Here is a 12,920-nt window from a genome sequence, read left to right as displayed (position 1 = left end):
ATCTGGGCATTGGGCCAGCGGCCGGTAGCCGTTAGCCTCAGGGAGTGGAATCAGTGCAGCCCCCCGCCGGTTCCCAGGTGTCCCGCCTACCGGCGCAGCGGCCCCCCTCCGAGCAACTGGCGGCCCCACCCTCGGCGCCCGCGCCAGGAGCGGGGACGCCGGTCCCGCCGCGGCGGCAACGCCTTCGCACCATCCTCACCGTGACCGCCGCCGTGCTGACGGCGCTCGTGCTGGGCGGGATCGTCGGTGGCTACGTCCTCTACGACCGGGCCACCACCCCCGACCGCAGCGCGCCCGAGGTGGTCGTGGACAACTACCTTCGCGCGTTCCTCGTGGACCGCGATGACACGCTCGCCGACCTGTTCGTCTGCGCCGAGGGAGCGTCCGTCGCTGAGCTGGGGGCGCTGCGTGAGGAACTGGCCGCGCGGGAGGCGCGCTTCGCGGTGCCGATCTCCGTCAGATGGGGAAATCTTGTGATTGGGCGCGAGGGTGACGAGGCGGTCGTCGAGGTGGAATTGGTGATCTCCGCCTACGTTGACGGTGGCAGCTACAGCGAACGGCAGCCGTGGCGCTTCACCACCCGGCTGGGCGAGGACTGGCGGGTCTGCGCCGGCGCGCGGGTTGACTGACCCTATTCGATCCAGAGCAGGTGGACGGGGACCTCGAGTGTGGTCGGGGTCTGCCCGCGCCAGGCCCAGCGATACCACTCGACCTCGGGGGTGACCCGGACGCAGATGTCCCCCTCGGCGCTCGAGTAGGTCTCGGTGACCGCGCGGAGGTCCCGGTGCTCGACCGAGCCCTCCACGTGCACGACCCGCCGGCCGGCGACGGCGTCGGCCTCGAAGACCGGCGTCGGCGCCCGATGCGTGGGCGCGTCCAGGGAGACCAGCCGATCGGCCTCCGCGGGCGGCGCCTCCGGCCGTAGTCCGACCGTCTCCACCCAGACCCGGTCGACCGGAACGAGGGGGGCGAAGACCTCGACCTGATCGGCCTCGGCGCGGTACCACTCGTGCTCGGCGATGACCGGCACGTAGGTGCGGCTGCCCTGCACCACGCGGTCGTCCGCGCGGAGGTCACCGCGCCAGCCCAGCCCGGGTTGACCGACCCGCACCCGGCGTCCGCGCAGCTCGACCGGGCCGGAGGCGGGCAGCACCGCGATCGGTCGGGGTGGCAGCGGCGCCCAGTCCGGCTGGTCCAGGAAGGGGTCTGGGAGGGGGTCTGTCATCGCCGTCGTGCCTCACTCCACGCTTCGCAGCGGCGCGCCTTGCTCCCGCATGAAGCGCACCGGGTCGATTGCGCCGTGGCGGCTCCGATCCCCGTCGACGTGCACCTCGAAGTGCAGGTGCGGGCCGGAGGAGTTGCCGCTGCTGCCGATCACCCCGATCTCCTCCCCGGCACGCACGGTCTGACCCGCGCTGACCTTGGGTTGCTCCGCTAGGTGGCAGTAGCGGGTGATGATCTTCCCGGCGTGGGCGATGTCGACGAACCAGCCGCAGCCGCCCTTGCCCGGCCAGCCGTCCACGTCGCAGCTCAGTTCCCCGGACCGATCCGGGTCGCAGCGGGAGACCAGGACCCGTCCGCTGGCGGCGGCGCGGATCGGGGTGCCCTTACCGGCGGCGATATCCACCCCCTGGTGCGCCGGCCGCTCCTGGGTGCGGAAGCCGGAGCCGACGTCACCGGGGATCGGGGCGGTCCAACCGGAGGCGGCGATCCGGCCATCCTCCGCGGCGTCGCAGGCGTGCCCGTCGCCGACCGGCACGGTCCGGGCCGCGCCGCCGGCCAGCGAGTTGACGATCGTCGAGGCCAGCGCCTCATGCTTCGCGTAGGCGTCCGGGAAGGCGCTGATCTGCACGGCCTGCGCGGCCCGGGTCAGCGGAAGCTGCTCCCAACCGGAGACCGCCAGCAGCTTCTCGTAGAACTTGCGGGCCGCGTACTCCGGCGTCATCCGCTCCTTGACCGTGCCCCAGCCTGCCCGCTGCTGGAACAGGCCCACCGAGTCATGGTCCGAGCCGACGCCCTCGTTGGGGAGCTGCTCCGACCCGGGGACCGTGGGGTTGGCGAGATTGCGCAGCCGGGACTCCTGCATCGCGGTCGCCACGGCGATCACCCAGCCACGGGGTGGCACCTGCAGCTCCTGCCCGACCTGGATGATGCGGGCGGCGTTGCGGAGCTGGAGCTCGCCGTACTGCGACATCTGCGGCATCGCCCCGGTGACCTCGACCCGGAAGTCGTCGGTGCACTCCTGATTGGTGAGCCGGAGTTCGTCCTCGCCGCCGAGTTCGGTGAGGAAGAAGGCGGCCGCGCCGCCAGCGCAGCAGAGCAGGGTCAGCGTCGCGGTGAGCGCGAAGGCCAACACGCCGACGCGCAGGCGACGGTGCTTCGGCTCCGCTGCTCTGCTCATTTCTGCTCCCAGTCCACCGCGTCCACCCGCCACTGTCCGTCCGGCGCCACCAGCTCCAGCCGGAGCTGGCCGGTGTCGAAGGGCACCCGCGCCTCGACGACCGTCTCCGATCGAGCCCTGACCGTCGGGGTGCCCGCCACCTCGCCGGTCGGGACATCGGCCGGGTCCACGTCGACGAGCTGCTCGGCCAACACCGGGGTGGCCAGGGGGCGCAGCCCGGCGTGCCAGCGCTCGGCGGTCATCCCCGGCTCTCCCCGCCAGGCGGTGACGAACTGGGCGGCGACCTGCTCCGGCGCCGCCGCCCCGGGCCGGGTCACCGGCGTGGGGGAGCGCGTGTCGATCAGTCCGTCGTCGCCGACCGTCGGGTGCACCGTGGTGATGGGCTGCTCCGGGCGGTTGCTGAGTCCGTTCCCCGGCTCCTCGGCCCCGGCGACCAGCCGGGTGGTGCCGATGATGCCGAACACCACCACGGCGAGCGCCAGCGCGATTCCCACCCGGGACCGGAGCACCCGGGTGAGGAACTGTTCGATCGTCCGCCGCACCGCGATCACCGGGCCTCGGAGCGGATCCGGGGGTTACTTCGTTCTGGCGCGGGCTTCGCCGTGCCGGGTCGGTAGATGACGAAGGAAGGGCTCTCCTGCGGGCCCTCCGGCTCAGTCCAGCTCGCCGGTGCTCGCCGCGGCCGCGGTGCGGGAGTGGTGCGCTCCGGGGAGCTTCGCTCCCCGGAGGCCGGTGCCCCGTCCCCCGGCCGCTCGCGATGCTCCGGCCGGGCCCCGCCGCCGGTCGTGGGCGTCAGCTCCTCGTGTCGGGCCTCCGGCCGCAGCTTGCCCTGCTCCGCCACCACCGCCCCGCGGCGACCCGAGCTCGGCTCGCCCGCGCCGCGGGGCTCCGCGTCGAGGCGGGACGCCGCGCGCATGTCCCGGAAGAACCGGCGGTGCCAGGAGCTGTCCGAGCCGCCCGTCGCGCTCCCACCCTTGCCGCCGAGCTGGGTGACCCGTCGGTAGGGGCGCAGCAGCAGCCAGCCGACCACGCCGCAGAGCCAGACCAGCACCACCTGGAGCCAGCCGGGCAGCGTCGGGGTGCTCATGATCAGGTCTACGGCGAAGAGGTAGATCGCGGCGCCAGTGCCGAAGATGGCGATGTTGAAGACCGCCGCGACCACCGCGTTACCCAGCCGGCGCAGCCCGGCGCTCGCCGGGCGGAGCAGGCCGATGGTGCCGAGGATCGGCGCGGCGATCACCGCCCAGCGGAAGAGTAGGAAGCCCAACAGCACCAGCACCGACGCGGTGAGATCGAACATCGCGAAAAGCAGCGCGGCGAGCACCGCGATGAAGCCGGCGCCGACCCGGTCCATGTCCCGGATCCCCTGGAGGTACTCGTAGGCCTCGGGATCCTCCTGCTTGATCTGCTGCGCGACCCGCGCCCACTGCTGTTGCTTGGCCCGGACGGTAGCCTCCCGGGTGGCCGGGAACTCCCGGAGCTTTTCCACCTCTTCCCAGGAGAAGGACTTCGCGTCGTAGAGCGCCGGGCCGTACTTCTTCGCGGTCTCGCTGTCGGCCGAGCCCAGCACCCCGCGTAGCCAGTTGCGGTAGAGCATCGTCTCGGTCGCCGTGTCGCTCGCCCGCACCGCCGGCGGCCGGTTGTCGGCACAAGCCGCTGGATTCGGGACCGGGCACTGGTCCGGTGGGACTTCCTGGGTGGCCGGTCCGACCGCATCGTGGACCACCCCCAGCGTGGTGACCAGGGTGCCGTCGGCGACGTTGGCGGACTTCACCGGCCAGGCGGCCAGCGCGGTCACCGCCACCATCACGAGCAGGGCCCAGCCCGCGGTCGTCAGGGCGTTGCTCATCTCCGACTGGCGGGAACGCCAGAGCAGATAGAGTCCGACCACGCAGAGGGTGACGATCCCGAAGACGCTGAACACCTTCTGGTAGACCGCCGTGGTCGCCTGCTCCACCAGCGGATCGGCCCAACCCCACATCGACCGCGGATCCCAGGCCCGCTCCCGCAGCGCGTTCGAGGCACCGATGATCGCGGTGGCGATCATGAACTCGCCGTTGGCGACCGTGTTGGTGAACTTGTACTCCGGGTGCAGCACCGTGGTGGCGCAGCCGGTGTCGATGTCGTAGGTGGTGTAGCCGTAGCCCGCGTAGCCGTAGTCGCTGTAGTACCCCTGGCGGCCGTCTTCCTTCGCGGAGTCCGGGCGGGCCGCGAACCAGCCGGCGAGGCCGGAGTCCGGCGCCGTCGGCGTCGGGGCGTTGCGGCAGGTGACGTCGTCCTCGGCGACCTCCGCGAGCCGGGACACACAGGCGCGGAAGTCGGCCTGCCACTGTTCGGTGGTGCAGGGGCTGGCTGGGGCCTGCGTGGGAAGCTCCGGTGCTGCCGCTGCCGCTGCCGCTGCCGCGCCGATCCCCGGCCAGCTGACCGTGGCCCCGGCGAGGACGCCGAGAGCCAGCAGGAGCGCCACCGTCCGAGCCCGGGCCCCGGCCATCTCACGCCTCCAGATCCGCTACGACGGGTAGCACTCCAGCCGCGGCGGCGATCGCCGCCGGTGTGGTGTCGAGGTGGTCGAGCAGCCCATCGACGTACGAGACGTCGACTCGGACCTTCTGCACCCGCCCGTCAACGTCGCGCATGACGAACTCGCGGTAGCCGAGGCGGGCGGCCGAGGCGCTGTCGGCGGCGGAGAGGGAGGCGAGGGTGGCCTCGTACCCGTCGTTGACCGGGACCCGCAGCAGGCGTAGCGCCTCGGAGGCGATCTCCTCATCTTCGGCGATCCGCCCGACGAAGACCGTGGAGACCAGGTTCTGCACGTCGAGGCCGAGAATGTCCTTCGGGTTCTGCGAGGCGACCAGCGCGGCCAAGTTCCACTTGCGGGAGTCCCGGGCCAGCCGGACCAGGAACGACCGCCCGGACCGCCAGCCCTCCATGAAGTGCGCCTCATCCAGCCCGACCAGCTTGCGCGACGACATCGAGCCGCCGTAGCAGCGGCGGACGGCGAGCCGGTGCGCGGTGTGCAGCATGGGTAGGGCGAGCGCCTCCTCCGCCGACCAGTACTCTCGCTCGATCTTGAGGTCGGGGAGGCGGAGACCGGCCATCGTGATCACGGTGAGGGTGGCGTCCGGCCCGAGCAGCCCCTCCGGGGGGCGACCGAAGAAGAGCATGGCCAGCGGCATCTCGGCGGTGTCCAGCAGGAGGTTGGCCAACTCCCGGCCGGCGTCGTCGTCGAGCTTGCCCAGGGTGGCGACCACATCGTCCAGAGTGGCCGTCTCCTCCGCCGGCACCTGGCGTACGGCGTGCCGGAAGAGCGTGGCGGTGGAGGCCTCCCGCGCGACCTGCGGCGGCACCAGCATCATGCAGATGTCCTGGACCAGCATCCGGCGCTCGGCCCGGGCGTTGGAGACCGCGATCTCGAACTCCCGCTCCCCCGCGTCACCGGCGCTGAACTCGCTGCGCAGCGGCGTGGGGATCAGCGAGTACGGCGCGAGGGTGCCGGGCTCGGAGCCGGTCAGGTTCAGCACCCGCGCGTACGGGGCCAGCTCCGGCATGGCGCAGAGCCGGGCGAGCGGACCGGAGGGGTCGAGCAGCGTCACCTGCACCCCGCGGCGGGCAGCGAGGTAGCCGAGGGCGCCGAGCAGGGTGGACTTGCCGCCGCCGGGCTCGGCCACGAAGACCCCGAGCCCCGAGCGCTCCCGCACCTCCATCGGGAAGTGCAGGTCGAGGAAGACCGGCCGGCGGCAGGTGCCGGCGGTACGCCCGATCAGGTCGCCCCGGCGGTCCCCGACGGTCGAGGCGGCCTGCGGGAGCGCGGCGGCGAAGAGGTTGACCGGCATCCGGCGGACGTAGCCGGTGTTGGCGATCGGCTCGCCGGGGATGAACTCGCGGGCCAGCCAGTCCTGGTTCTTCGGGTGCTGGAGCGAGACCCGCAGCTCTCGGGAGTAGAGCTGGATCAGCCGGCGGGCGCGTTCCAGGCACTCCTCTCGGGTCCGGCCGCCGACGGCGAGTCGGTGCCAGCCGTGCGCGCGGGCGGATTCGACCGGCAACCCGGTGGTCATCTCGTCGCCGATGACCAGGGCCCGCTCCGCGAGGCGTTCCAACTCGGGCGGGGCGTCGATGCCGTGTTCGGCGTAGTCGAGCTGCTGGGAGCGGATCATCCGCAGCCGGTGCTCCAGGTTGCGGAAGGAGTCGCCGGAGCCGAGGATGTCGACCCGGCTGGACAACTCCATCGGCCAGGGCAGTCGCTCGTGAAAGTGCAGCCAGGGCTCGTGTCGTTCGGGGATCTCCAGTGGCTCCATCCGGCCCACGGCGAGGACGGCGACGTGCCCCTCCTCCCCGGTCATCCGGTTGACCAGCTTGACCGTGGACCCGTACGGGGTGCGGTAGCGCTCCACCTGTTCGGTCAGGGCGAGCAGGTCGCCGCGTTCCCAGTGCCCGTCGGTGACCGGGGAGAGTCGCCCGGGCGGGGCCATGCAGAGCGCCACCGAGCGGTAGAGGAGCCACTCCAGCTCGGGGGTGGTGACCCGGCGTCCGCGCATTCCGAAGGCACCCAGCACCTCGTCGAACTGCTCGACGGTACGGCCGAGCTTGCGTCGTTCGCCGTCGGCGACGCCGCGACCGAAGGTGCGTCGTACCCGCTCCACCAGAGAGTCGCCCAACGAGCGCCGGGCGAAGGTCACCCCCAGGTACGTCTGTCCCTCGGCATGGTTGACCGAGAGCAGGTGCCGTTGCGCGGCGACCAGATGATCTGCCCAGCTCGGTGTCCCCGGGACGTCGGGTAGCGGTGCCCGGGTGTGGGTGTCGATGGTGCGGGCCCACTCGTCGGCCGGGAACGGGCGGGTGGTGCGCCGCAGGTGCAGGCGGAATCCGGCCAGCCCGGCGTACTGCTCGGAGATCGCCGCGAGCAGCGCTTCCCGCTCGGCGTCGGGACGGAAGGCCCAGCGCACTTCGGGTAGCCAGTACCAGGCGGTGACCGTGTTGGGGGTGAAGGTCAGGTGGCCCGCGATCTCGGTGATGGCCAGCTCCACCGACGGGTCCCGGTCCCTGAATTTGATCTTTGGTGGTCGAACTCGCGCCGGTTTGGTGGCGCGGCCCCGACGGCTGGTGGAGCGCCGATCGGACGGGGGCGCGTCTCCGGTGTCCGGCTCCGGCCGTTCGCTGGGGTGGCGCTGCGGCGCGGCGTCGGCTGGCGGCGGAGCTGTCCGCTCGGTCGCTGGCCGGGCGAGCCGCTCGCCGACCTGGTGCGGTACCCGGGTGGAGCGCCGGGCCGGCCCGGCTGGCGGCCGCTCCACCTCTGTCAGTGCGACGGGGGCGGCTGGTGCGGCGGGAGCGGCTGGTGCGGCGGGAGCGGTTGGTGCGGCGGGGGTGGTTGGTGCGACGGGGGTGGTTGGTGCGGCGGGTGGGTCCGCGGCGACGAGTGGGTCCGCGGCGACGAGCTGCTGGGGGATGGTTGGCTGCTGTTCGCGCGCCGCTGCCCGGCCCGGCGTGGACCGTGCCGGGCGGGTCGCGCCAAACAGGTCGAGGAAGGGGGAGTCGATGTCGGTGCCGGCGGCCGGTGTCGGCTCCGGGGGCGTCCGCTGCTGCAGTGGGCGGGGTGCCTGGAAGACGCCGACCCCGCCATGGCCGGGGGAGGTAGCCCGGGCCGGGTCGGGTCGGGCCTCCCCCCGCTCCAGAGTGTAGTCAAGAGACTGCGTTGCGTCACTTGGGGGCGCGTCCGGCTGCCCGGCCGGGGGTCCCGGCGCGTAGTGGGAACTCATGCGACCGCCTCACCCGCGTCGTTGCACTGCCCGGTCATGCCAGTTCCTCTCGGATCCTGATCCGGCTGCCGACTAGGCGGGGGTCGCGTTGCTCGGCGGCCGGCTCCCGGGTGCGTCGCCAGTCGGTCAGCGCGGTGTGGATCACCATGCGCGCGGGCCGGTCCGGGTCGACGTACCGGAAGACGAACGAGGTGGTCACGATCGCGAGGGCGATCTCCCACGCCGGGAAGAGCTCGACCTGCAGCGTGACCAACCAGTGGATGAACATGTAGAGGGGAACGAGCAGGATGAAGAGCCCGTACTGGGCGTACGGGAGGTGGACCGGGAGGGTGTAGCCGGGTGGTCCGAGGTAGACCAGGCGAGCCCGGTAGATGTCGTCGTCGGTGCGCAGCCGCATGCTTGTGCCCGCGCCTATTCGAAGATCAGGTCGATCAGGTAGTCACCGACGAAGAAGAGGGTGGCGGCCCCGGCGATGAAGGCCAGGCCGACGATCGCGATAGCCGAGCTCGTCAGCACCTTGGAGATCTCGCCCCGGCTCGCCCGCCCGATGAAGATGACGCCCAGCACGGCCAGCAGGATCGGGGCAATCTTGCTGGCGAAGAAGCCGACAACGCCCTCGGTGTCGATGCCGGTGGGCGCGGGCTCGGCGAGCGGTGTCGCGCTCATAGCGGTGAGAGCGTGGGCGGCGGACGATGCCGCCTCCGTCAGCTCGATGGCGATCACTGGAAAACCTCCCCATTTCGCGGCCGGCGGCGCCGCGGCGGTGCAGTAGGCATGCCTGGCGGGAACGGTGCTCACGTTGCGGCTAGGCCGCCGCGGGTCGTCACCCACCATGTGTCGGTGGGTCCTGGGCGGATTTTCCCGCTTCGGCCCTCCCTCCAGGCTTCGCCATCTCGATGCTCGGCAATTCCAAAGCGTACGGCCACCCACTGTCTGCGACAAGCCGCGAAGAATGACCCCGATCCGACTCTGTCGTCCGACCCCGCACCTGCACCGACGCGCATGTCAGCGCCCCCGGGCCGGGTGGCGCGGGAGCGCCAACGAGGACCGGTACGGTCTCCTTGTGACCGATCTGGTGCAGGCCTCGTCCCCGGTGGTGATGGGCATCCTGAACGTCACGCCGGACTCCTTCTCCGACGGCGGACGCTACGCCGATCTCGATGCCGCCATCGCACACGGCGTGCGGCTGCGCGACGACGGTGCCCACCTGGTGGACGTGGGTGGCGAGTCCACCCGACCCGGGGCGGACCGGGTGGCCGCCGACACCGAGGTGGCCCGGGTGCGGCCGGTGATCCGCGAGCTGGCCACCGCCGGCGTGCCGGTCAGTATCGACACCACCCGGGCCCGGGTGGCCGAGCTGGCGCTCGCCGCCGGGGCGCGGGTGGTCAACGATGTCTCCGGCGGGCTCGCCGACCCGGAAATGGCCCGGGTGGTCCGGGACGCCGGCTGCCCCTGGGTGCTCATGCACTGGCGCGGGCACTCCCGCGAGATGCGGGAGCTGGCCCGCTACGGCGACGTCGTCGCCGACGTCAAGGCTGAGCTGGCGCAGCGGGTCGAGGCGGCCCTCGCCGCCGGGGTGGCGGCCGACCGCATCGTCATCGACCCGGGGCTCGGCTTCGCCAAGACCGCCGCCCACAACTGGGAGCTGAGCGCCCGGCTGCCGGAGCTGCTGGCGCTCGGCTACCCGCTGCTCTTCGCCGCCAGCCGCAAATCCCACCTGGGCGGCCTGCTCGCCGTTGACGGCACGCCGCGGCCGACCGAGGGCCGGGAGGTCGCCACCGTCGCCACCAGCGTGCTCGCGGTCGCGGCCGGCGCCTGGGGAGTACGGGTGCACGACGTCCGGGCGACCGCGGACGCGCTGGCCGTCTGGCGGGCCACCGGATCGCCCCGGCTGGCCTCCGCCGGATCGTCTGGGCCGGCCTCCACCGGTGGCGCCCGGCCCAGGGGAGAACAGTGATGACCGACCGGATCGAGCTGACCGGCCTGCGGGTGCACGGCCGGCACGGGGTGTACGACTTCGAGCGGGCGCATGGGCAGGACTTCGTCGTGGACGCGCTGCTGGAGCTGGACCTCGCCCCGGCCGCCCGTTCGGACGAGGTGACCGACACCGTCCACTACGGCGAGTTGGCCGAGCGGCTGGCGGCGGTGGTGGCCGGGGAGCCGGTCAACCTGATTGAGACCCTCGCCGACCGGCTCCTCACGGTCTGTCTGGCCGACGCCCGGGTCCGTACCGCCACGGTGACGGTGCACAAGCCGCAGGCCCCCATCTCGGATAGCTTCAGCGACGTGGCCGTCACCATGACCAGGTCCGCCTCGTGACCCGCGCCCTGCTCTCCCTCGGCAGCAACCTCGGCGACCGGGCCGACCACCTACAGTCGGCGGTCACCGCGCTGGGGGCGTCAGTGCTCCTGGTCTCCGGCGTCTATGAGACTCCGCCCTGGGGCGACCGCGACCAGCCCGCGTATCTGAATGCCGCGGTGCTGGCCGAAGATCCGGAAGCGGCGCCGGAGGATTGGCTGGTGCGGGCCCAGGCGGCCGAGCGCGCGGCCGGTCGTGAGCGTGACCCGGCCCGGCACTTCGGGCCCCGCACCCTCGACGTCGACATCATCGCGGTCTGGACCCAGGACGGCACACCAGTGCTCCGGGACGATCCCGAGCTGACGCTACCGCACCCCCGCGCCCACCTGCGCGCCTTCGTCCTGCGGCCCTGGCTCGACCTGCAGCCGTACGGTCGGCTGCCGGGCCACGGCTGGGTAACCGACCTGCTGAACTCGGCGCCGGTCGGTGCGGACGCGTTGGAGCTGCGTCCCTGCCCCGAAGTGGGGTTAGAGTCAACGGCATGAGGCAGCGGAGCCGGCGGGCATGACGCGGGCGAGGTCATCACCTCCGGACGGCGCGGGGCCCGGCCGGATGGGCCCCACCCGGATCTCCACACTGGTGGTCGCTGGCCTCGCCGCCGCCGGGCTGGCGTGGCTGCTGATCAGCTTCTTCTACTACGACTACCTCCCCGGCGACCTGCCCTGGCTGCCGGTGATCACCCTGGCCGGGCTCGCCGTGCTGGAAGCGTACGCCGCGATGAACACCCGGGCCCGGATTGAGCGCCGGCCGGGGCAGGAGCCGGTGAACCCGTTGTTGGTTGCCCGCTTCGTGGTGCTGGCGAAGGCGTCCGCGCTGGCGGGGGCGATCTTCGCCGGCTTCTACGCGGGCGTGACCGGGTGGCTGTTCGTGGAGCGCACTCAGGTCGCGGCGAGCGACCGGAATGTTGCGGGGAGTAGCCTGCTCGCTGCCTTGGCGTTGGTGGCCGCCGCGCTCTGGTTGGAGCGCTCCTGCCGGGTTCCCGAGCAGGAGGATGACCAGGACCGCGAGCCCGGCGACCGGGAAGGCCGCTCTGGCCAGCGCTGAGCAGGGCTTCCGCCGCGCTTCCCGCGCGGGTACGGTGCCTGCCACCGGAGAGTAACGGCTGCCCCCGGACCGCTTTCGCGCGTCGGGACCCGTGACGGGCGGCCAGGTGGAGGGCGGCTGCATGGGGTACGACGAATCGGTGCGAGGCAATTCGGAGCCCTCCCCCGATGCCCACACCGTCGTCCTCGGCCCGGCCCCGGCCCCGGCCGAGTCTGGTGGAGACCGGCTCGGCGTGCATGTCGTCTGGGAGCTTCTGCTCCTGGTGGGCGCGGCCGGAGTCGCGTACCTGCTCTGGCAGGAAAACCCGGACACGCTGCGCGGCGACGGACTGCGGTCACTGCTCGTTGACGGGGCCGTACTCGGATCGCTGGCGCTCGCCGCCGGGCTGAGCCTGCGAACTGCGGCGGTGAATCTGGCGATCGGGCCGGCGGCCGTCGCGGCGGCGCTGCACATGGCGGAGCAGGGGGACCGGGGTGCGGTGGCCGCACTCGGACCGGCGATCGCCGCCGGGGTGCTTGGCGGGCTGCTCCTGGCGTTCGTGGTGACGGTGTTGCACGTCCCCGCCTGGGCGGCCAGCCTGGCCGCCGGCGCGGCGCTGGTCGGGTACATCGAGCAGCGTAGCAGTGACACGGTTCTGCCGCAGGGTAGCTACGATCCGACGAGCGACGCGTTGTACCTGTTCGCCGGGTTCGCGGCGCTCGCCGTGCTCGGCGGGCTCTTCGGCGCGTTACGGCCGATCCGGCGGCTGGTTGGCCGGTTCCGGCCGGTTGCCGATCCGGCCCGCCGGCAGGGGGTGCTGGCCCCGGTGGTGGCCGGCGGGGCGCTGGTCGCCTCCAGCGTCTTGGCCGTGCTGGCCGGGTCCCTACTGGGGACTCCCGCCGCTGGCCCGGTCGCGGTGGGGTCGGGGCTGGACTGGACCGTTCTGGCGGTGGGAACGGCGCTGCTCGCCGGCACCAGCGCCTTCGGCCGCCGGGGTGGCATCCTCGGTGACCTGCTGGCCGTCTCGTTGGTCACGCTCGTCCTTACGGACCTGCGGGCGAGCGGACTCTCGGCGAGTCGCTGGGCGGTCGGGGCGGTGGTGCTCGGGGTGGGGCTGGTGGTCACCCGGCTGGTCGAGGCGTATGGGGGGTCGCGGGACGACCCGGAGGAGGTGGCCGACCGCCCCGATGCCGACGAGCAACTGCCCGCCGATTGGAGCGTGCGGCGGCCCGAGCCGCTCACGGACTGGGCCGCGCCCCTGCCGCCCCAGCCCGTCGAGAGCCCAACAGATCAGTGGGATCTCCCGGACTGGGGGACTGGACGGCACTGGGATCCCAGCCGCCGCTGACCCGCGTTCCAGTAGGCCGCTGCTGACCCGCGTCTAG

13 protein-coding genes are annotated in these 12,920 nt (G+C 72.6%); 6 read left to right on the top strand and 7 right to left on the bottom strand.

The window, feature by feature from the left end; translation table 11 throughout:
- Nucleotides 1-53 precede the first annotated feature (53 nt).
- Nucleotides 54-629, top strand: coding sequence for a hypothetical protein (locus tag B116_RS24845; RefSeq protein WP_033667433.1), 576 nt, complete (start codon nt 54-56; stop codon nt 627-629).
- Nucleotides 630-631: 2 nt separating this feature from the next.
- On the opposite strand, the gene B116_RS0108385 is transcribed toward B116_RS24845, so the two are convergent.
- Genes B116_RS0108385 through B116_RS0108355 form a run of 7 tightly spaced genes read right to left on the bottom strand, consistent with a single transcriptional unit; the run spans nt 632 to nt 8,877 of the window.
- Nucleotides 632-1,225, bottom strand: a complete 594-nt coding sequence (locus B116_RS0108385) for a hypothetical protein (protein WP_018721001.1) — start codon at nt 1,223-1,225, stop codon at nt 632-634.
- Between the two features lie 12 nt (nt 1,226-1,237).
- The gene (locus tag B116_RS0108380; protein WP_027659781.1) at nt 1,238-2,401 is read right to left on the bottom strand and encodes a M23 family metallopeptidase; all 1,164 of its coding nucleotides are present in this window, start codon (nt 2,399-2,401) and stop codon (nt 1,238-1,240) included.
- Entirely contained in the window at nt 2,398-2,952 is a 555-nt protein-coding gene (locus B116_RS0108375) for a hypothetical protein (protein ID WP_027659780.1), read from the bottom strand. Before B116_RS0108375 ends, B116_RS0108380 begins: the two co-directional genes overlap by 4 nt.
- The gene (locus B116_RS0108370; protein ID WP_027659779.1) at nt 2,949-4,892 is read right to left on the bottom strand and encodes a hypothetical protein; all 1,944 of its coding nucleotides are present in this window, start codon (nt 4,890-4,892) and stop codon (nt 2,949-2,951) included. Before B116_RS0108370 ends, B116_RS0108375 begins: the two co-directional genes overlap by 4 nt.
- Nucleotide 4,893: 1 nt before the next feature.
- On the bottom strand, nt 4,894-8,154 hold the full coding sequence (locus B116_RS0108365; protein ID WP_027659778.1) for an ATP-binding protein: 3,261 nt from the start codon (nt 8,152-8,154) through the stop codon (nt 4,894-4,896).
- A 34-nt stretch (nt 8,155-8,188) separates the two neighbouring features.
- A complete protein-coding gene (locus B116_RS0108360; RefSeq protein ID WP_018720996.1) occupies nt 8,189-8,551 on the bottom strand; it encodes a hypothetical protein in 363 nt (120 codons plus the stop codon).
- 14 nt (nt 8,552-8,565) lie between these two features.
- Complete coding sequence (locus tag B116_RS0108355) at nt 8,566-8,877, bottom strand: hypothetical protein (RefSeq protein WP_018720995.1); 312 nt, start codon at nt 8,875-8,877, stop codon at nt 8,566-8,568.
- Between the two features lie 340 nt (nt 8,878-9,217).
- On the opposite strand from B116_RS0108355, the gene folP reads away from it, so the two are divergent.
- The 5 genes from folP (at nt 9,218) to B116_RS0108330 (ending at nt 12,883) form a co-directional block, all read left to right on the top strand.
- Nucleotides 9,218-10,111 carry a dihydropteroate synthase gene (gene folP / locus B116_RS0108350; protein WP_027659777.1) on the top strand — a complete coding sequence of 298 codons (894 nt, stop codon included), beginning with the start codon at nt 9,218-9,220 and terminating at the stop codon, nt 10,109-10,111.
- Nucleotides 10,111-10,473: a dihydroneopterin aldolase gene (gene folB, locus B116_RS0108345; RefSeq protein WP_027659776.1), complete on the top strand. Its 363-nt coding sequence runs from the start codon at nt 10,111-10,113 to the stop codon at nt 10,471-10,473. Before folP ends, folB begins: the two co-directional genes overlap by 1 nt.
- Nucleotides 10,470-10,997, top strand: coding sequence for a 2-amino-4-hydroxy-6-hydroxymethyldihydropteridine diphosphokinase (folK, locus tag B116_RS0108340; RefSeq protein WP_027659775.1), 528 nt, complete (start codon nt 10,470-10,472; stop codon nt 10,995-10,997). The genes folB and folK overlap by 4 nt, the downstream gene beginning before the upstream one ends.
- A gap of 67 nt (nt 10,998-11,064) precedes the next feature.
- A complete protein-coding gene (locus B116_RS0108335) occupies nt 11,065-11,556 on the top strand; it encodes a DUF3180 domain-containing protein (RefSeq protein WP_027659774.1) in 492 nt (163 codons plus the stop codon).
- A 121-nt stretch (nt 11,557-11,677) separates the two neighbouring features.
- A complete protein-coding gene (locus B116_RS0108330; RefSeq protein ID WP_033667431.1) occupies nt 11,678-12,883 on the top strand; it encodes an ABC transporter permease in 1,206 nt (401 codons plus the stop codon).
- The last annotated feature ends 37 nt before the right edge of the window (nt 12,884-12,920 follow it).

This window comes from Salinispora fenicalii, from assembly GCF_000514815.1.
GTDB lineage: Bacteria > Actinomycetota > Actinomycetes > Mycobacteriales > Micromonosporaceae > Micromonospora > Micromonospora fenicalii.
Note: the sequence above shows the minus strand (reverse complement) of the source record. Positions and strands in the feature narration are given on the sequence as shown.